General features: G+C 67.3%; 18 protein-coding genes. 5 read left to right on the forward strand and 13 right to left on the reverse strand.

The window, feature by feature from the left end; translation table 11 throughout:
* Positions 1-14: 14 nt before the first annotated feature.
* The 4 genes from AC5P8Y_RS12305 to AC5P8Y_RS12320 all read right to left on the reverse strand — a co-directional run bounded on the left by AC5P8Y_RS12305 (position 15) and on the right by AC5P8Y_RS12320 (position 5,553).
* Positions 15-929, reverse strand: a complete 915-nt coding sequence (locus AC5P8Y_RS12305) for a homoserine kinase (protein WP_049403205.1) — start codon at positions 927-929, stop codon at positions 15-17.
* Positions 926-3,430 carry a bifunctional aspartate kinase/homoserine dehydrogenase I gene (gene thrA, locus AC5P8Y_RS12310; RefSeq protein ID WP_164133502.1) on the reverse strand — a complete coding sequence of 835 codons (2,505 nt, stop codon included), beginning with the start codon at positions 3,428-3,430 and terminating at the stop codon, positions 926-928. The genes AC5P8Y_RS12305 and thrA overlap by 4 nt, the downstream gene beginning before the upstream one ends.
* 357 nt (positions 3,431-3,787) lie before the next feature.
* The gene (locus AC5P8Y_RS12315; RefSeq protein ID WP_049430828.1) at positions 3,788-4,738 is read right to left on the reverse strand and encodes a DMT family transporter; all 951 of its coding nucleotides are present in this window, start codon (positions 4,736-4,738) and stop codon (positions 3,788-3,790) included.
* Positions 4,739-4,854: 116 nt separating this feature from the next.
* Entirely contained in the window at positions 4,855-5,553 is a 699-nt protein-coding gene (locus AC5P8Y_RS12320) for a helix-turn-helix transcriptional regulator (RefSeq protein WP_005409417.1), read from the reverse strand.
* 81 nt (positions 5,554-5,634) lie between these two features.
* Here AC5P8Y_RS12320 and AC5P8Y_RS12325 point away from each other — a divergent pair, with 81 nt between their 5' ends.
* Positions 5,635-6,414, forward strand: a complete 780-nt coding sequence (locus tag AC5P8Y_RS12325) for a DUF6491 family protein (protein WP_049430833.1) — start codon at positions 5,635-5,637, stop codon at positions 6,412-6,414.
* On the opposite strand, the gene AC5P8Y_RS12330 is transcribed toward AC5P8Y_RS12325, so the two are convergent.
* From AC5P8Y_RS12330 to AC5P8Y_RS12340, 3 genes are all read right to left on the reverse strand, one after another.
* Entirely contained in the window at positions 6,411-7,463 is a 1,053-nt protein-coding gene (locus tag AC5P8Y_RS12330) for a linear amide C-N hydrolase (protein ID WP_049430836.1), read from the reverse strand. The genes AC5P8Y_RS12325 and AC5P8Y_RS12330 overlap by 4 nt on opposite strands.
* Before the next feature lie 69 nt (positions 7,464-7,532).
* Positions 7,533-7,946: a DUF6691 family protein gene (locus AC5P8Y_RS12335; protein WP_049403200.1), complete on the reverse strand. Its 414-nt coding sequence runs from the start codon at positions 7,944-7,946 to the stop codon at positions 7,533-7,535.
* Positions 7,943-8,380 (reverse strand): YeeE/YedE family protein, encoded by a 438-nt coding sequence (locus AC5P8Y_RS12340; protein ID WP_049403199.1) that lies wholly within the window; start codon positions 8,378-8,380, stop codon positions 7,943-7,945. Before AC5P8Y_RS12340 ends, AC5P8Y_RS12335 begins: the two co-directional genes overlap by 4 nt.
* 86 nt (positions 8,381-8,466) lie before the next feature.
* Between AC5P8Y_RS12340 and AC5P8Y_RS12345 the strand changes: the two genes are divergently transcribed.
* On the forward strand, positions 8,467-8,787 hold the full coding sequence (locus AC5P8Y_RS12345) for an ArsR/SmtB family transcription factor (protein ID WP_033833280.1): 321 nt from the start codon (positions 8,467-8,469) through the stop codon (positions 8,785-8,787).
* A gap of 204 nt (positions 8,788-8,991) precedes the next feature.
* On the opposite strand, the gene AC5P8Y_RS12350 is transcribed toward AC5P8Y_RS12345, so the two are convergent.
* From AC5P8Y_RS12350 to AC5P8Y_RS12365, 4 genes are read right to left on the reverse strand one after another with little or no spacing between them, the layout of a single operon-like run.
* The gene (locus AC5P8Y_RS12350; RefSeq protein ID WP_164133501.1) at positions 8,992-10,125 is read right to left on the reverse strand and encodes a hybrid sensor histidine kinase/response regulator; all 1,134 of its coding nucleotides are present in this window, start codon (positions 10,123-10,125) and stop codon (positions 8,992-8,994) included.
* Positions 10,122-10,697: a chemotaxis protein CheB gene (locus tag AC5P8Y_RS12355; RefSeq protein WP_164133500.1), complete on the reverse strand. Its 576-nt coding sequence runs from the start codon at positions 10,695-10,697 to the stop codon at positions 10,122-10,124. Before AC5P8Y_RS12355 ends, AC5P8Y_RS12350 begins: the two co-directional genes overlap by 4 nt.
* Positions 10,697-11,521: a CheR family methyltransferase gene (locus AC5P8Y_RS12360; protein ID WP_005409408.1), complete on the reverse strand. Its 825-nt coding sequence runs from the start codon at positions 11,519-11,521 to the stop codon at positions 10,697-10,699. The genes AC5P8Y_RS12355 and AC5P8Y_RS12360 overlap by 1 nt, the downstream gene beginning before the upstream one ends.
* Entirely contained in the window at positions 11,518-14,619 is a 3,102-nt protein-coding gene (locus AC5P8Y_RS12365) for a response regulator (protein ID WP_111173164.1), read from the reverse strand. The genes AC5P8Y_RS12360 and AC5P8Y_RS12365 overlap by 4 nt, the downstream gene beginning before the upstream one ends.
* A 152-nt stretch (positions 14,620-14,771) precedes the next feature.
* Here AC5P8Y_RS12365 and AC5P8Y_RS12370 point away from each other — a divergent pair, with 152 nt between their 5' ends.
* Together AC5P8Y_RS12370 and AC5P8Y_RS12375 are read left to right on the forward strand one after the other, a co-directional pair.
* Positions 14,772-15,935: a two-component system sensor histidine kinase NtrB gene (locus tag AC5P8Y_RS12370; RefSeq protein ID WP_425529943.1), complete on the forward strand. Its 1,164-nt coding sequence runs from the start codon at positions 14,772-14,774 to the stop codon at positions 15,933-15,935.
* Complete coding sequence (locus tag AC5P8Y_RS12375; protein ID WP_005409405.1) at positions 15,925-16,284, forward strand: response regulator; 360 nt, start codon at positions 15,925-15,927, stop codon at positions 16,282-16,284. Before AC5P8Y_RS12370 ends, AC5P8Y_RS12375 begins: the two co-directional genes overlap by 11 nt.
* 30 nt (positions 16,285-16,314) lie before the next feature.
* On the opposite strand, the gene AC5P8Y_RS12380 is transcribed toward AC5P8Y_RS12375, so the two are convergent.
* On the reverse strand, positions 16,315-16,881 hold the full coding sequence (locus AC5P8Y_RS12380) for a TetR/AcrR family transcriptional regulator (RefSeq protein WP_005409404.1): 567 nt from the start codon (positions 16,879-16,881) through the stop codon (positions 16,315-16,317).
* Between the two features lie 172 nt (positions 16,882-17,053).
* Here AC5P8Y_RS12380 and AC5P8Y_RS12385 point away from each other — a divergent pair, with 172 nt between their 5' ends.
* Positions 17,054-17,884 (forward strand): universal stress protein, encoded by an 831-nt coding sequence (locus AC5P8Y_RS12385; protein ID WP_049403213.1) that lies wholly within the window; start codon positions 17,054-17,056, stop codon positions 17,882-17,884.
* Here AC5P8Y_RS12385 and AC5P8Y_RS12390 read toward each other — a convergent pair.
* Positions 17,832-18,725 carry an AraC family transcriptional regulator gene (locus AC5P8Y_RS12390; RefSeq protein WP_049403196.1) on the reverse strand — a complete coding sequence of 298 codons (894 nt, stop codon included), beginning with the start codon at positions 18,723-18,725 and terminating at the stop codon, positions 17,832-17,834. The genes AC5P8Y_RS12385 and AC5P8Y_RS12390 overlap by 53 nt on opposite strands.
* Positions 18,726-18,856: the final 131 nt, after the last annotated feature.

Genomic DNA, 18,856 nt, shown 5'->3' on the forward strand with positions numbered 1-18,856 from the left:
TAATGGGGAAGGATTCAGCACAAGCGGGCTCCCGGTGCATCCAGCGGCGACACCCAGGCATCGCTGTCGAAACCGGCGGCGGCAAATGCCGCCTGCACCGGTGCGGCAGCGGTGCGGGCCTGGTCGGAGTCCTCGAACCAGGCGAACACGCTGGGTCCGGCACCGGAGATGCCCGCACCCATTGCATGGGCCGACAGCGCCGCATCGCGGGCTGCTTCGAAACCTGCAATCAGGCCGGCCCGCCGTGGTTCCACCAGCACATCGCGCAATCCAGCCCGCACCAGCGCCGCATCACTACGATGGCAACCACTGAGTACCAGCGCGAGGTTCGCACTCTGTGCCACGAATTCACCCAGCGCGTAGCTGCCCTGCAGCACCTGGCGCGCACGGCGTGTTTCCAGCACCGCGTGCGGATGCACCAGCAGGCTGTGCCAGGCCGCCGGCACCGGAATTGGCAGCAGGCGGTCGGCCGTACACAGCGCAAGACCACCCAGCAGCAACGGCCCCACGTTGTCGCCGTGGCGGCCACCGCTGGCCACCGCCTCGCCATCGAGCGCAAACGGATACAGCGCCTCGCGCGACAGCGGTACATCCAGCAGCGCGTTGGCGGCAACCAGCGCAGCAACGCATGACGCTGCCGAACCGCCCATGCCGGAACCGAACGGAATGCCCTTGTCGATCTCCACCGCGAAACCGAAGTCCAGGCCCAGGCCTTCGCGCAGTGACATCAGCGCAGCGCCGGCGGTGTTCCCGGCTGCCTCCAGCGGCAGCTCGACGGCACTGCCGCGAATCGCCTCGATGCGCACCAGCGGCTCGTCGATGCGGCGCACGCTCACGGTATCGCCAACACCGGAAATGGCGTGACCGAGAATATCGAAGCCCACCGCTACGTTGGCCACCGAGGCCGGCGCGAACGCACGTGCGATCACAGGCGCGCTCCTTCACCGGCCGCGACCCGCAGCAGGTCGGCAAACACACCGGCGGCGGTGACTTCCGGGCCGGCCCCCGGACCCTGCACCACCAACGGGTTGTCGCAGTAGCGACGGGTACGGAACTGCACCACGTTATCGGTCAACCGAAGGTTGGCGAAGGCGTGGTCGGTGGGCAGTTCCTGCAGGCCCACCGAGGCACCGTCAGCGCCCAGCCGTGCCACGTAGCGCAGCACCGCGCCACGCGCCCGCGCGTTCTGCAACCGCTGCAACAGGCTGGCATCGGACTCGCCCAGCCGCGCCATGAAGTCATCCACGCTGCCGTCGCGCAGCAGCGCCGGCACCAGGCTTTCCACCTGTACCTGTTCCAGGCTGAGCGCGTGGCCGGCCTCGCGGGCGAGGATCACCAGCTTGCGCGCCACGTCCACGCCCGAAAGATCATCGCGCGGGTCCGGCTCGGTGTAGCCCATCGACCGCGCCTGCGCGACCAGCTGCGAGAACGGCTGACTGCCGTCGAAGCGGTTGAACAGCCACGCCAGCGTGCCGGAGAAGATGCCTTCGATCGCCAGCACCTCGTCGCCCGTATCGACCAGATCACGCAGCGTGGTGATCACCGGCAGGCCCGCACCCACCGTGGCTTCGTAGCGGAAGCGCGCACCACTGGCCGCCGCAGCAGCACGGATGCGCTGGTAGCGCGGCAGCGGGCCAGCACCGGCCTGCTTGTTCGGGGTCACCACGTGGATGCCGGCAGCCAGCCAGCCCTCATAGCGCTCGGCCACGTCAGCGCTGCCACTGCAGTCGATCACCACCGCATGCGGCAGGTGCGCGGCCAGCAGGTGTTCGGTGAAGCGATCCAGGTCGCTGGGCTCGCCCGCGTCCTGCAATGCCTCCCGCCAATCGGCGTGCAGGCCATCCACTTCCAGCCGCATGCGCGAACGCGAGGCCAGCGCGCGCAGGCGAAGATCCACATTGGCCTTGGCCAGCAGCTGCAGGCGGGCCGCCAGCAGCTGGTCCAGCAGTGCCGCGCCGACGTTGCCCGGCCCGATCACGCCGACCGCGAACGTCTGCGGCGACAGCCAGAAGCCCGCATGTGCGGCCCGCAATGCGCGGGTGGCATCGGCACTGTCCACCGCCACAGAAATATTGCGCTCCGACGAGCCCTGCGCGATCGCCAGGATGTTCACCTGCGCGCGTCCCAGCGCCTCGAACAGGCGCGCCGCCACACCGGGCTGGCCGGCCATGCCGTCACCCACTGCCGCCAGCACGCTGACGCCCTCACTGACCTGCACGCGCTGCACCTGCCCTACCGACAGTTCATGCGCGAACGCGTGCAGCAGTGCCTCACGGCCACGCGCCGCTTCGGCGGCGCGCACCACGCAGCAGATCGAATGCTCTGACGAACCCTGCGAGATCATCACCACCGACACCTGCGCCTGGCGCAGCGCCGCGAACACGCGCTCGGCGGTACCGGGCACGCCGATCAGGCCGGTGCCCTCCAGGTTCAACAGGGCCAAGCCGGGGCTCAGGGTCAGGCCCTTCACCGGCCCGCGCGGCGAGCGCTCGGCGCTGATGCGCGTCCCCGGATGCGCCGGCTGGAAGGTATTGCGGATGAAGATCGGCAGGCCGAGGCGGATCGCCGGCGACATCGTCTGCGGGTGCACCACCTTGGCGCCGAAATAAGCCAGCTCGCAGGCCTCGTCGTAGCTCAGTGATTCCAGCTGCACCGCTTCGGGCACCAGTCGCGGGTCGGCCGACAGCACGCCGTCGACGTCGGTCCAGATGTGCAGTTCATCGGCATTGAACAACGCGGCGAAGATCGCGCCGGAATAGTCGCTGCCATTGCGGCCGAGCGTGGTGATGCGGTCATGGCGGTCACGGGCAACGAAACCGGTGGCGACCAGGCGCATCTGCGGATGCCGCAGGCGCCACTTGGCCAGGCGGTCCGCGCTGGACTCCCAGTCGACATCCACACCCAGTTCGCCATGCCCGACCACCAGCACGTCGCGTGCATCGAGTACCGCACAGTCTTCGCCCAAGGCACGCAGGTGGGTGCCAAGCAGCTGCGCGGAGAATACTTCGCCCAGGCCCTGCACGCGGTCGAGTACTTCGCGCGGCAGCTCGCCGATCACTGCCAGCGCCGCCAGTACCTCGGCCAACTGCTCGAAGCGGGCGTCGATCCATTCGACGGTCTCGCCCACCTGCTCGCCCAGCAGGGCCACGGCGGCGCCACGGTGACGCGCGCGCAGCGCATGCCAGGCCTCGCGCCAGCCTTCGTCGCCCTTGGCCGCCAGCTGGGCCAGCTCGATCAGCGCGTCAGTGACGCCCTTCATTGCCGAAACGACAGTGACCTGCAGCGATTCGGGACGGGCCAGCAGCAGGCCCGCGACATGGCGGTAGCGTTCGGCATCGGCCACCGAGGTGCCGCCGAACTTGTGCACGACGATGGACGGTGCAGCCAGATCGGCCGGGGCAACGGGATGAGCGGGGGCGTGGGAAGACATGCAGACCTCGGCAGGAGGCCCCGTCGCATGCAGGTGTCGAGTTTCCCCGCCACCTGTATGGTGCGGGGCCGTGGTTTTCGGGAGTTACACGAAGACGACGGGCCGCACCAGGGCAGTGGTGACGGTGGTGGTGGTAATGGTGGTGGTGGCGACCGGCGCAGTCGAACGGCCCGCAGTGGCGGGGGCGATCAGGCTGGCGTGGGCGGCATCAGGAACCATGACGCACAGAAAACACTGTGCGCCGGCCTGCTGTCAAGTGCTGCGATGCAAAAAGCCAGTGCCGCGATCATCGCTCAACGTGCCGGCATTTGGTTGCATCTGAGACCAAGGCAGCATCAGCACGCTTGACGCACGCATTCAGCCGGCATGTTCGGCGATCGCCCGTGGAGTACGATGGGCATGCGCGCACAGCATCACGCCGGCCACCAGGAACACGATCGCCAACGCTTCCAGCAGCGAAGGCCAGCGCTGCTGCCAGGCGAAGGCATACGCCAGCGCGAACAGCGTCTCGAACACGATCATCTGGCCGGTCAGGGTCAGCGGCAGCAGGCGGCTGGCGCGGTTCCAGAACGCATTGCCGAGGATCGAGGCCACCACCGCCACACCGGCGCTGATTGCCCAGAAGCCACTCCACTGCGTCGCCGTGTGCCCGCTGGTGTGGCCGATGAAGGCCATCGGCACCAGCAGCAGGGCCAGGCCGCCGGTGGTGACGCCGGTCAGCAGCGACCAGTCGTGGCTGGACAAGTCCGGTCGACGCGCCAGCCAGCGGCTGTTGCCGATCGAGTACAACGCCCACGAGAACAGCGCGCCGAACGCGCACAGCAGGCCGATCAGGCGCTGCCGCCACGGGGTTGCCAGGTGCTCGGACATCAGTGCTTCCCAACCAACCAGGGCCACGCCCAGCACGCACAGGCCCAGTGCCGGCAGCAGCTGTTTCAAAGGCACTGCACCCTGTTCGCGCACGCCGACCAGGGTGACCACCACCGGAATCAGGCCGACAATCAGCGACGCCGCCGCACCGCCAGCCCACTGCACCGCCGTGGCCAGCAGCAGGAAGTACACCAGGTTCCCGGCCAGGCTCAGCCACAGCAGCCCGATCCATTCGGTGCGACCCAGCTGGGGTGCCAGCCGCTTCCAGCGCGGGAGCAGCAGTACTACGGCGATCAGGCCGTAGACCAGATAGCGGCCGGCCGACAATTGCAGGGCGTTGAACGACTGCAGCACGGCGGGCGCGAGGAAGACCACGCCCCACAGCGCGCCAGCGGCAACGCCATTGGCGATGCCCAGGGCCATCGGGTTGTTGCGCATTCGGGTTCTTCGGGGGATAGAACAGGCCGCGCAGTGTAAGCGCTGGCCAGCGGGCACTCTTGACCGAGGCTACTGCCCTGACCGGCCGCGCGCGCAAGGCCGAGCGTGGCTCGACCCTACAGTCCGGCGCCCCGGCGCCACGCTGCGGGAGTCTGGCCGCACTCGCGGCGCAGCGCACGGGTCAGTGCGCTCTGCTCGGAATAGCCCGCGGCCAGCGCGATATCGCTGATCGGCGCCACGCTGGTGCGCAGCTGGTGCTTGGCCCAACGCAACCGGCTTGCGCTGAGCCAGGCCTGCGGGCTGAGCCCGAACTCCTGCCGGAACAGCGCATGCAAACGGCTCTCGCTGACCCCGACGAACCCCGCCATGCGCGCCACCGGCCACGCCTGCCCGGGGTCGGCCTGGACCGCCGCACACAGACCCTGCATGCGCGCGCCACTGCCAGCAGGTGCAAATACCTGCAGCAACTGCGGCAGCAGCGCCGGCATTGACTGCCCTGCCTGCACCTCAGCCAGGCGTCGGCGCAATGCCAGCGGCAGATGCAGCCAGCGCTGCCGGCACAGATGCTCCTGCGTGCCGTCATCAAGTACGCCCGGAGGACAGTCAACGATCACGAAACCATTGGGACCATCAGCCATCTGGTCATGCGCCTCACCGGCGGCCACGAATGCCCCCTGCAGCACGTCCAGCCGACCTCCGCGACCTTCCATTTCGAACTGCAGTTCACCCTGCACTGGCAGCACCCACTGCGCGTAGTCATGGCGGTCCAGGCCGGTGGCCTGGCCGTAGTGCCGCAGATGGAAGATGGCGCCCATCCGGGCAGTGTGCGCGTGTAACAACGGCCGTGCAAACCGTTGCTATAGTCGATCCGTCATCCAACGCAGGGAGTGCAGGACATGACCCATCAGCAGGTGTCCCTGGCGCTCGCCACCGGCCTCGGCCTGGCGCTCGCAGCTTCGGTCTCCGCACAGGCGCGTACGCCACCGGCTCCGCACTGCATGGACGCTGTCGGCGTACAGGAAGTGGAGCAGGCATCACCGCGCTCGATCGCACTGCGCGCCGCCTCCGGCCAGCCCTTTCGGATCGACTTCAACGAAGATTGTCCCGGCGTCCGCGGTGCCACCTCGCTGAAACTGGAAGCCCCCGCCGGCTGGGCCTGCGGCCGCCCCAGCGAACGCGTCGTGGTCGACGGCCGCCGATGCACCATCAGCGCGGTCACCCCGCTGCAGAATCGCGATTATGCCAGCGTCGCCCGCGACAGCGACCGCCTGCGCACCGCTACCCTGCCTGCCGTGACCATCCGCGAACGCAAGGAGGTGCGTCGCAGCTTCGGCGGCTCACCGTCCTACTGCTTTGCCACGCGCAACGTGCGGGCCTGGTCATCCGACCCGCAGGGCATGCTGGTGGAGACCAATCCGCGCCGCAATGGCGGCCATCGCTACTACCGGGTCGAACTCGGCAGCCACTGCCGCCAGCTCGACCGCGCGCCGCAGCTGAGCTTCCACTCGGGCCTGCAGAACGGCCTGATCTGTGGCAATCCCGGCGATCGGATCATGACTGCCGAATTCGAGACAGACGATCTGCGCGGTGAAGGCATCGCCCCGCTGCCGCAGTACACCCGCGGCAGCTGCACGATCCAGGCGGTCTACCCGGCCTCCAGCCAGGCGTCGAACTAACCGTCGACGCCGAGGAAGGCGAACGGTGCGCTGGGCACGAACTGGTCCAGTGCATCACCGGCGAAGGTATTGCGCTGGTCCTTGCCGAGGTCGAGCTTGAGCACCTTGCCGGCGAAATCGACCTTGTTCAGATCGACCCAGAAGGTGTTCGGGGTCAATGCCGATTCGAAGAAGTACAGCCGCCGCTTGTGGTCGGCCACGGTGCGCCAGCGCGTGGATGAGATGTTCGGCTCACCCGGCGTGGTGATGCCATACGGCACCGACGCGTTGCGGATCACGCTGAACACACTGGCCAGGGCCTCCACCGGATCCTCGGCCTTGGGAATGGCGTTGATGTAGAACGAGGCGCGCGCGAAACGGTCAGCAGAGCGGTTGGTGCCCGGCAGCATCACCGTGCCGCCGATCTGCTGCCAATAGCTGTTGAGCGCAAGCTGCTGCTCGAAGATAGGCGAATTGGTCATCACCTGGTAGCGCCGGTCATGGTGGATCACCTGGCGGCCGCCGATGTACTCGACGATGGCACTGTCGCCGCTGGCATCGGACAGCGACAGGTGCAGCGTCGCCTGCCGATCTTCACCGGGCACCTTGTCGGTGACGATCGAGTACGGCTCGCGTTTCAACGCGGTGACCGCCTCTTCCACGGTAGCGAAGTTGTCCAGCACATACTGCGCCCACAGCGAAATCGCCAGGCCGGGCTTGTTGCCACGCTGCTGCGGATACTCCGATTCGACCAGCCACAGCAGGTTGGCCACCAGGCCCTTTTCGTTCATGCCATCGGTGGTCGACACGTCGTAGCCTGTGGCCACCACCGAGCCGTAGCGCGCGGTCCACGCCAGCGACTTGGGGCCGGCCTGGCCGGTGCGCGCCATGCCGCGCGGCAGTATGTAGAGGTTGGTCGCCACATCGACCTTCCAGTCCATCGAGCGCGCGGTGATCACATCGCCGTTGTCACCCAGGTACACCGCGCGCGTGCAGGCCAGTGCCGGTGCCACGGCTGCGGCCAGCGCGACCGCCAGCATTCCCCTTCCCATCCACTTCATCCGTGCCATGTCGTTGCACTCCTTTTCCCCGTGATCCGAAGATAGGACCCCAGGCAGGGTGAGACAGGGGTGAAAGCCTCAACGGACGAAGCGGTCGTGCAGCCAGAATCCTGCAAGCATCGAAGGCACGAACCACAGGGCTTCGCGCGACGCCACGGCCACCCCGGCGATGGCCGGGCCTGGGCAATAGCCCGCCCAGCCCCAGCCGATCCCGAACAGCGCGGCACCCAGCAGCAGGCGAGCATCCACACGCCGGGTAACAGGCAGACGGAAGCGGTCTGCGTACAGCGGCTGCTGTCGCCGCAACACCCACCGCTGCCCGATCGCGCTGACCAGCAGCGCCGAGCCCAGCACCCACAGCAGCGTGGGATCGAAGTCACCGGTGATGTCGAGGAAGCCGAGGACACGACGCGCGTCGGCCATTCCCGAAAGCGCCAACCCCATGCCAAACAACGCGCCCGCCGCGCCGGCGGCCCAGACTGCGCGGCTCATGTTGGGTCTCCGCCATGACGGACCAGGAAGGTGGTCAGCATCGCGCAGGCCATGAACACCAGCACGGCTGCCAGCGATCGCTTCGAAGCGCGGGCCATGCCGCACACACCGTGACCGCTGGTGCAGCCGTTGCCCAGCCGCGTACCGAAGCCGACCAGCAGGCCGGCTCCCATCAACTGCCATGCCGGCAGCGCATCACGCAGCAGCGCACGCGGCGATGCCTCGGGCACCGATTGCCACCACAGCACCAGCCCCGCCGATGCGGTCAGGCCGGCCAGGAAGGCCCAGCGCCAGGCACGCTCGCCCTTGCCTGCGCGCAGGCTGCCTGCGGTGATGCCGCTGATGCCCGCCACGCGTCCGATGGTGGCGAGCAACAGCACCGCGGCGGCGCCGATCAACGCACCACCTGCCGCCGCACTCCATGGCAGGTTCATGCCCTGCCCTCTTCGCTGCCGTACATGGGATTGCCCATTTGTTTAGATTATTCTAAATTAGATCATTCTAAACAAAATGGTCAACCATGGCCCGGACCCAGCTCGACAGCGCCGCGATGGCCGAACACGCGACGCAGGCAGCCACGCTGCTTAAAAGCCTGGCCCACCCGGCCCGGCTGCGGGTGCTGTGCCGCCTGGTGGAAGGTGAAGCGCCGGTACCGGAACTGCAGGCACTGACTGGCCTGAGCGCATCGGCGTTGTCACAGCATCTGGCGGTGCTGCGCGGACTGGATATCGTGGCGACCCGGCGCGAAGCGCAGGCGATCCACTACCGGGTTCTTCAAGGGCCCGCACTGGGCGTGCTGCAGGCGCTGCATGCGGCGTACTGCGGTGCTGCTTCGCGCTGAATCCGGCGCAGACCATCAGCCTGCGTGCAGCGCCGGCTGCACCACCTGATCGAGCAGGTCCACTGGCGTCGGTGCCGAACGATCGCCCTGCAGGCTCCGTGAGAATCCGGACCAGTCACTGCAGGAAAGCTGGCGAGAATAGGCGCCCACGCTGGCAGTTGCGGACCAGTCCGTCTCAGTCCGCCGGGATGCTGGCTGAAGCGCTTAGGTTGCCGCCAAGACCGTGCCGTCGCAGCGCCGTGGCAGCATTGCCTCGAACACCACCTGGCCCGCTTCGTTGCGGGCCGCAATGCGCCCGCCATGCGCGCGGACGAACTGATCGACGATGTACAGGCCCAGGCCCAGGCCCTTGCTCTGGTGGAAGCTGGCCTTGAACGGTTCGAACAGTCGCGGCAACAGCGCGTCATCGATCCGGCCGGCGTTGCTGACCCGCAGCAGTACGCCGCGCGGGTCGCGCCCATCCACCTCCACCCTCGCCTCGCTGCCATGGGTCAGCGCATTGCCGACCAGGTTGGCGGCGACCTGGCCAAGGCGATCCAGATCGCCCTGCAGCCGCGTGTCTCCCTGCAGGTCCAGGCAGATCCGGTCCATCCCATGCGCGCTGCCCGCCTCGGCGACTACCGCGCGCGTTACGTCGGCCAGATCGCAGGCACTTGCCTCCAGCCTCAGGCCACCGCTGCGGATCCGCGAGAAATCCAGCAGCTGCTCGACCATCCGCGCCATCCGCAGGGTGCTGGCTTCCAGGTACTGCAGGGTCTGCTGCGCGCCTGCGTTGTCTTCCGGAAGCTCCAGCGCCAGCTTGTCGGTGCACAGCAGGATCGCCGACAACGGCGTGCGCAGGTCGTGGGTCAGAACGGCAGCCATCGTCTCGTTGAGCTTCAGCGCGCGCTCCAGAGCCTCGTTGCGCGCCTTCAGCAGCTGCCGCTGCTGGTACAGTTCGATGAAGACGTTGACCTTGCTCAGGATCACCTGCGGCGCCACCGGCTTGTGCAGGAAATCGACCGCACCGCTTTCGTAGCCCTTGAACACGCGCAGGGGATCATCCGGAGAGGCGGTCAGGAAGATGATCGGCACGTCGCGGCTGCGATGCGAACCGCGCATCAGTTCGGCCAGGGTGAAGCCATCGATCTCCGGCATGTGCACGTCAAGCAGGGCCAATGCCACCTCGTGCTCGAGCAGCAGCTCCAACGCCTGCGCGCCCGAGCCGGCCAGCAGCAGGTTGACCCCTTCGCGCTGCAGCAGGGCCTGCATGGCTACCAGGTTCTGCGGCACGTCATCGACGATCAGCAGGTTGACCGGGGTCTGCGACTGCGCAGGTTCCGGTGGCAACAGGTTCATGCAAACAACTCCTTCAGGCGGCGACACATCAGTTCAAGGGGCAGCACGGCATCGGCGCCGGCGTACTGCAGGGCGGAAGCGGGCATCATCGACGCCTCGGCTTCCTCGGGACATTGCAGCCAGGCATGGCCACCGGCACGGCGCACGGCGGCAACGCCCTCGCTGCCATCACTGCTGGCACCGGTCAGCAGCAGGGCCAATACCTGCGCGCCGAACACCGCCGCAGCGGAGTCGAACAGCGGATCGATGGCCGGACGGGAAAACAGCACCGGTGCATCCACCGACAACGCCACCGCCCCCTCGTCCTCCACCAGCAGGTGGTAATCCGGCGGCGCGAACGTCACCGTGCTCGGCTGCAACGGCTGCTTGTCTTCGGCTTCGCGCACCGGCAACGCGCAGTACGGCGCCAGCACCTCGGCGATGCGGCTGGTACGGTCACGCGGCAGGTGCAGCACGGCCAGTACCGGTACCGGCAGCTTCGCCGGCAGTGCACCGAGCACCGCCTGCAGGGCCGCCACGCCACCGGCGGACGCGCCGATCACCAGCACGGCCGGACGCACCGGCAGCGTCATCAGGCCACCTTCCGGTACAGGCGGTGCTCTCGCGAACAGACCTCGAAGGCATCGTGGTGGCACCCGAACTGCAGCGACTCCTTGCTGCCCAGGCCAAGGAAGCCCCGGTGCACCAGCGCTTCGCGGAACAGGCCGACGGCACGATCCTGCAGGTCGCGGTTGAAATAGATCAGCACGTTGCGGCACGACACCAGGTGCACTTCGGAGAACACGGTATCGGTGGCCAGGCTGTGGTCGGCGAACACCACGTTGCGGCGCAGTTGGCGGTCGAACACCGCACCATCGTAGGCGGTAGCGTAGTAGTCCGACAGCGACGCGGTGCCACCGGCGGCCAGGTAGTTGCGGCTGAACTGGGCCATCCGGTCGATGCCATAGGCGCCCGCCTCGGCGGTGGCCAGTGCGGCCGGATTGATGTCGGTGGCATAGACGATGCTGCGCTCGAGCAGGCCTTCCTCATGCAGCAGGATCGCCAGCGACCACACTTCCTCGCCCGTGCTGCAGCCGGCCACCCACAGCTTCACCGAGGGATAGGTACGCAGCACTGGCACCACCTGCTCGCGCAGCTCACGGAAATACGCAGGGTCACGGAACATCTCCGAGACCTGCACGGTGAAGAACTGCATGGCCTGGGCGAACAGGTCCGGCTCGTGCAGCAGCCGGTACTGCAGGTCGACCAGCCGCTCGCACTCATAGCGCTGCATCGCCTGGCGCATGCGTCGGCGCAGCGACGACACCGCATAGCTGCGGAAATCGTAGTGGTAGCGCTGGTACAGCGCCTCCAGCAGGACCTTCAGTTCGAGGTCGAACAGCGCCTGTTCGTTCATTGCCGCGAGCACCAGACCCGGCACAGCGAGACCAGCTTGTCGACGTCGATGGGCTTGGCGATGTAATCGTTGGCGCCCGCCTGCAGGCAACGCTCACGGTCGTCCGGCATGGCCTTGGCAGTCAGCGCGATGATCGGCAGGTCCTGCAGGTGACGCTGCGCGCGGATCTCGCGCATCGCGGCCAGGCCGTCCTTCTCCGGCATCATGATGTCCATCAGCACCAGGTCGACTTCGCGCTCGGCCAGGCGGTCCACTGCCTCCTGCCCATTGCGCGCGATCTCCAGCGTCACGCCCAGCGGCTCGAGCACGCTGGACAGCGCAAAGATGTTGCGCACGTCGTCCTCGGCCAGCAGTACGGTGCGTCCATCGAGCACGGTGTCGCGACGGCGCGCCTCGCGCAGCAGGCGCTGCTGGTCGGTGGGCAGGCTGGCTTCCACGCTGTGCAGGAACAGGGTGACTTCATCCAGCAGGCGCTCGGGCGAACGCGCGCCCTTGATGATGATGCTCTTGGAATAGCGGCGCAGGCGCTGTTCTTCCTCGCGACCGAGCGCGCGACCGGTATAGACGATCACCGGCGGGAAGCCGACGTCATCGTTGCCGGCCATGTGTTCGAGCAGGTCGTAGCCGCTGCCGTCAGGCAGTGACAGGTCCATCACCATGCAATCAAAGGTGACCGTGCTGAGCTGCTCCAGCGCGCCAGCAAGCGTTCCCACGGCGACGATCTGCAGCTGATCACGGCCCAGCAGCAGTTCCAGGTTGTGGCGCAGCTCGCTGTCGTCCTCGACGATCAGCAAGCGCCGCACGTCGCGCTGGCTGGTCTGTTCCAGCTGCTCGATGGCGCTCACCAGGCGCTCGCGCGTGGTCGGCTTGATCGCAAACCCGATCGCGCCAAGCTCGCGCGCCACCTGGCTGCGGTCCGTTGCCGAGACCACGTGCACCGGGATATGGCGGGTATCGGGGTTGCGCTTCAGGCGCTCCAGCACGCTCAGGCCGGACACGTCCGGCAGGCCGATATCGAGCAGGATGCCGTTCGGGCGCAGTTCGCCGGCCAGGGCCAGTGCCTCTTCGGCCGTCCCGGCCACCACGCAGTCGAAATCCAGTTCATGGGCCAGGGCCACCAGCGCTTCGGCGAACGTGGCGTCGTCCTCGACGGCCAGGATCAGGCGGCCCGGGTGCTGGCGACGACCGCGGTCGTCGGCCACGCTGGGCACCGTCGTCGGCGGCGCCACCGGAGCCCTTGCTGGCACCTGCATCGCCGGCACAGCGGCTGCGACCGGCGAAGCCACGGGGGCTGCGGCGATGTCAGCGGCGTTCGACGCGGGTGCGCCCTGCAACGGCAGTTCCAGAATGAAGCAGCTGCCACGGCCCGGTTCGCTGTCGACCTGGATGCTGCCGCCCATGCGCTCGGCCAGATCGCGCGAGATCGACAGCCCCAGGCCGGTGCCACCGTAGCGGCGACGGGTGCTGCCATCGGCCTGGCGGAAGGCTTCGAAGATGACCTGCAGCTGCTCGCGGGCAATGCCGATACCGCTGTCGCAGACCTCGAACCGGATGCGCCCCTGGCCGGCCGCGCGTACGTGCAGGCTGACCTTTCCATGCTCGGTGAACTTCACCGCATTGGCCAGCAGGTTCTTCAGGATCTGCTGCAGGCGCTGGCTGTCGACCACCAGCTGGCTCGGCGCCAGCGCATCGGCCTCGATCTGCAGGGCCAGGCCCTTCTGCCGCGCCATCGGCTCGAAAGTCTCGCGCAGGCGCTGCAGCACGCTGTCGGTCACCACCACTTCATCGGCCAGCTCGACGTGGCCGGCCTCGATGCGCGACAGGTCCAGGATGTCGTTGATCAGCGCCAGCAGATCGTTGTTGGACGACAGGATCGCACGCGCATACTTCACCTGTTCTTCGGTGAGCGTGCCGTCCTTGTTGTCGGCCAGCAGCTTGGCCAGGATCAGCGAGCTGTTCAGCGGCGTGCGCAGTTCGTGCGACATGTTGGCCAGGAACTCGGACTTGTAGCGCGATGTCGCGGCCAGTTCGTTGCTGTTGCGCACCAGCTGGCTCTGCGCGACCAGCAGTGCCTGCTTCTGCGCCTCCAGCTCGTGGGTCCGCTCTTCCAGCTGGACGTTGCTCTGCTCCAGCTCGGCCTGCTGTTCTTCCAGGTGGCTCTGCGACTGCAGCAGGCTGCGGCTCTGCTCTTCCAGTTCCTCATTGGCCACGCGCAGCTCTTCCTGCTGGGCCTGCAGCTCCTCGCCCTGGCGCTGCGATTCCTCCAGCAGCACCACCAGTTGTGCGCGCAGCAGCGATGCACGCAGCGCCATGCCGATGGTCTCGGCGCAGCGCTCCAGCAGCTCGCGATCCAGGTCGCGCTGCGCACCCGCCCGGGCGCGTCCCAGCTCGACGATGCCTACCACGGTGCCGTCACTGCTGATCGGCGCCAGGATGCGCTCGCGCACCGACAGGCGTCCCAGGCCGGTCTGCAGTTCAAGTACAGCGTCGTCGCTGCCCTCCAGGTGACGGATCCGCCCGTCCCGCGCCACCTGCCCGGCCACGCCCTCCTGCAATGCCAGCGACGCCGGCATGCCGGACGGCAGCGCCAGGCCACCGGTCAGCTGCAACCTCCCTCCGTCCAGCCGGTATACGGCACCGACGTCGGCCTCCAGTTGCGCGCCCAGGCTGGTGGCTGCCGCCTCGGCGATCTGCTCGGGACCGAGGTCGCCGCGCAGGCTCATCGCCACCGCGTTTTCGGCCTCCTGCAGCCACAACGCCCGCATTGCATCCCGGCGTGCCTGGATCGCGCGGGAAACGATCAGCGCGATCATCATGAACGCACAACCACCGATGCTTCGGTTGACCAGCGAGAACGCCGAGTTCGAGCTGGCCGGGGCGATGTTGAAACCGATGACCAGCAGGACGCAGGCGAGCACAGCCACGATGAACGGCGCGCGTGCACTGCGCTGGAACACCGTGACTCCCACGGCCAGGAAATACGCCAGCCATACCGCATAACCGAGCGGTACCACCAGCTCCAATGCGATGGTCGCAGCCAGCAGCACGGCGGAGGTCATCCAGATCCAGCGGTCACGCGTAGTCGCACCAGGACGCATGCAGGTCGGTTCCAGAACACAAAAGGGTGGGTGATGGTACTCCGTGTCGTATTCAGCCGCACAGGACAAATGGCACGTGTCCCGCCTCCACGCCTCCTTCACACTTGAATGCCTAGCTTCACGTCCCTCACAGGGGTAACACTTATTTTTACGTGGACGCTGTCGCCTCTACGACGTCCGTGCTGACGGACCCTTCCCGCCAATTGCGACTGCTGATCGACAGCGTGCGCGACCATGCGCTGTACCTGCTTGATCCGGATGGCATCGTCTGCAGCTGGAACCCGGGGGCGGAGCGCATCAAGGGCTATTCAGCCGATGAAGTGGTGGGCACCCACTTTGGTCGCTTCTACCTGGCTGCCGACCGCGAGGCAGGAGAACCGCAACGCCTGCTCCGCCATGCAGCGCAGCATGGCCACGTTGCCAGTGAGGGCTGGCGGGTACGCCGCGATGGCTCGTCATTCCGTGCCAGTGTTGTCATCGAGCCGGTCGTCGAGGCGGGCGAGCTGCTCGGCTTCGTCAAGATCACCCGCGACATCACCGAGCAGTGGCAGGCACAGCGCCTGCTGCGTGATGCCCAACGAGCGCTGCGCAATACCCAACAGTTCGAGACCGTCGGACGACTCAGCCGCGGCCTGTCGCACGAGTTCAACAACCTGCTGACCACCATCGGCAACGCACTGGACCTGCTGTCCCTGCGCGTTGGCGGTGACGATGCGCGCGCCGCCGAGCTGCTCGATGCCGCGCAGAGCGCGACCGATCGTGGTGCGCTGCTGACCCGCCAGCTGCTGGCGTTCAGCACTGGCCAGACCCTGATCCGCGAACCACTGGATATCAACGTGTTGATACAGCAGTGGCTGCCGGACCTGCAACGCGCCTGCCCGCCCACGGTGATGCTGGATGCCCAGCTGGCACCCGGCCTGCCTGCGGTCAACACCGATGCGCTGCAGCTGCAGACGGCGCTGGCCAATCTGGTCGCCAATGCCGCCGATGCTACCCTTGAAGGCGGCCGCATCCTGATCGGTACCGCGCTGGAGCATCGCCTCGACCCGGACGCGGACTCCACGCTGCAACGTGGCTATGTCACCCTCAGCGTCTGCGATGAAGGCCACGGGATGGCGGCCGACATCGCCGAACGGGCCACCGAGCCCTTCTTCACCACCAAGGACATCGGCAAAGGCAGCGGCCTGGGCCTGAGCCAGGTGTTCGGATTCACTACCCAGAGCGGCGGCTTCGTCGACGTGTCCACCACGCCCGGTGTCGGCACCACGGTCAGCCTGCTGCTCCCCGCAATGGAGGACCCTGCCGATGACCGATGACCCGATCCGCGTACTGATGGTGGAAGACCAGACCGATCTGCGTGAAATGATCGGCCTGGCCCTGCGTGACCTCGGCATCGATGTGGCCACGACCGCCGATGGCCACGAGGCGGCGGAACTGCTCAAGGGCGAAGCACGTTTCGACGTGGTGTTCAGCGACGTCAGCATGCCCAACGGCATGTCCGGCATCGAGCTGAGCGAGCATGTGGCACGCGAACAGCCGCAGGCACGGATGATCCTGTCGTCCGGCTATGCCCGTTCGCAGCTGCCGCCGCTGCCCGAGCAGGTGGAGTTCCTGCCCAAGCCCTATCGCCTGCGCCAGCTGGTGCAGCTGCTCAGGCAGGCGTAAGCCACGGCGCCCCGCAGGAAGCCCCTGCGGTCAACCCATCATCGCCCCGCGCTGGAACGATGCCAGCAGCGTAGAGGCTGCCGCTGCCGGCGCCAGCCGACCGCGTGCCAGTGACCAGGTGATGCCGTAGAAGCAGCTCCAGTAGAAGTCCGCGAGCCATACCGCGGTGAAACCGACGTTGAACTCCCCGGCCGCCTGACCCCGCAGGAAGAAGGCCTCGAAGCGCTCACCGATCGGCGCCCAGCGCTCCGGCAGCAGGTGCAGGTCGCCCAGGCGCTGCTGTTCTTCCATCATCCGTGCGAACAGCAGCGTCACCAGCTCCCAGTCCGCCAGCAGCGTGGCGGTGACCTGCTCCAGCACGTGGCGTGCATCACCGCCCTGGTCGAACCAGGCCGCCGCCGCTTCCACGCGCTCGAAACCGGCCGCGAACAGGGCCTCGTCGATCGCCTCCCGGGTAGGCGCAAACCGGTACAGGGTCGCGCGGCTGATGCCCGCCCCGCGCGCGAGTTCGCTGAGGGTGCAGCGTGGATGGCTGACCAGGGTGGCCGCCAGCGCATGGGGCAGGTCGCGTCGTGTACGTGCTGCGGCAGGTCGCATCAAAAGCGATGGGGTGTGGGCTGGCCCTCACGCTAGCATGAATAATCAATTAATAAACTGAATCAAATATGATTCACACGAATCACGGATGCGCTACAACGGGGGTGCGTCCGGTGCACCCGGGTCGGTGCACGGCAGGGAACGCGTCACAGGCATCGAGGGAGACAACGCCATGCTGCACCCACTACGCGATATCGCCGTGCTGTTCGACGCCAGCGACACCGGGCACCGCGTTCTCAACATCGCCGCCGACCTGGCGCAGGCCCAGCAGGCGCATCTGGTCGCAGTCTCCACGGCCCTGCATCCCACCGACATCGCCAACGGCTTCGCGCGCGGTGCCGGCATCGCCGCCGCGCTGGACCACGAGGCCCGCGCGGATGCCGCCTGCACCGCACAGCTGATGCAGAACCTGCGTGCCGTGTCCGAGCCGCTGCAGATCAGCACCGAACTGCGCATCGTCTCGGACTACCTGGGTGGCGCTGACCTGGCGCTGCAGTCGCTGTACTGCGACCTGATCATCGCCGGCTATCCGCACACACCAGGCGCGCCCTCCGGCTGGCATCCACTGGGCACGCTGCGCCAGACCGGGATACCGATGCTGCTGGTGCCGCCGCACTGGAGGGGCGAGCAGGTCGGCCGGCGTATCGTGGTGGCCTGGAATGCCAGCAAGCAGGCCCGTCGTGCGGTGGCAGATGCCCTGCCTCTGCTGGCCCGCGCGCAGGCCGTGCACCTGCTGATGGTCGACACGCCCAAGGCTGAAGCGGCACCCGGCGCTGAAATGGCCCAGCATCTGGCGCGGCACGGCGTTGAAGTGGAGATACAGGCGATCAGCTCCAGCCAAGGGGGTGTAGCTGCCACCATTCGCCAGCATGTACTTGATGCCGAAGCCGATCTGCTGGTGCTGGGGCCCTACAGCCGCAGTCGCGTGGTCGAGCGCGTGCTCGGCGGGGTCACCGAGGATCTGCTCGCCGAAGTACCGGCGCCCTTGTTCGTATCGCACTGATACCGCCCTGCCCCGCCCGGCGGTAGCCGGTCAGCGATTGACCGGTGTGCCGCCGGAAATAGCGGCACAGGTAGGACGCGTCGTCGAAACACAGGCGTTCGGCGATGCGTCCGATCGGCAGTTCGCTGTAGCTCAGCAGCGCCTTGATCTCCAGCACTACCTGGCGGTCGATCAACGCCTTCGGCGTTTCGCCGAAGCATTCCCGGGTCACCTGCGAGAGATAGAACGGGGTAATGCACAGCGCCTCGGCGTAGGACTGCACGTCGCGTTGGCGCGTGCTGCGCTGGCCGACCAGCTCCCAGAAGCTCCAGGCCAGGCGCTCGCGCCGGCCGACCTGCGGCGCCGCCTCGTAGTATGCCGGGAGCAGTGTGGCGAACTTCAGGAAAAAGGTCTGCAGCAGGTTGCGCAGCATCACGTGCCGATGGCGGCCACCGTTGTGCTGGGCATCCATCAACTGCTGCAGCCAACCCTGCAGCAGCGGCACCTCCAGCGGTGACGGCACACAATGGGGGTGCTCGTGCAGGAACTTGAACAGTGCATTGGGCAGCACATAGGCCACCTCCGATGCCAGCGCTTTCGGCACCAGGCAGGCCACCGCAAGGAAGCCGCGCGAACGCTGCCGCAGCAGCGCCAGCGTATCCTCCGCCAGCACCACCACGTCGTGCCGCTGCACCGCCACTTCGCGGAAGTTCAGTGCGAACCGCGCACGCCCGGACACGCACACCAGCACCGTCAGATAGGCGTGCCCGAACGACAGCGGAACACCCAAGCCTTCAGCCAGCGTACTGACTTCCAGACGCATGGATTCGTCCTGTTCCAGAAGCTGGGGAATGCGATCCATGGGCCGATCCACTGGGATTCCACTGGGATATCGCGGCAGAGCATATCCGCCCGAACGAAGAAGTTGTGAAAAGTACCGAAACCATCAAGGTCCCGTCCTGTGCTCCCCGCCCGTCGAAACCTAGCCTGTGC

It is taken from the genome of Stenotrophomonas sp. YJH_SMC_12-1, from assembly GCF_059370935.1.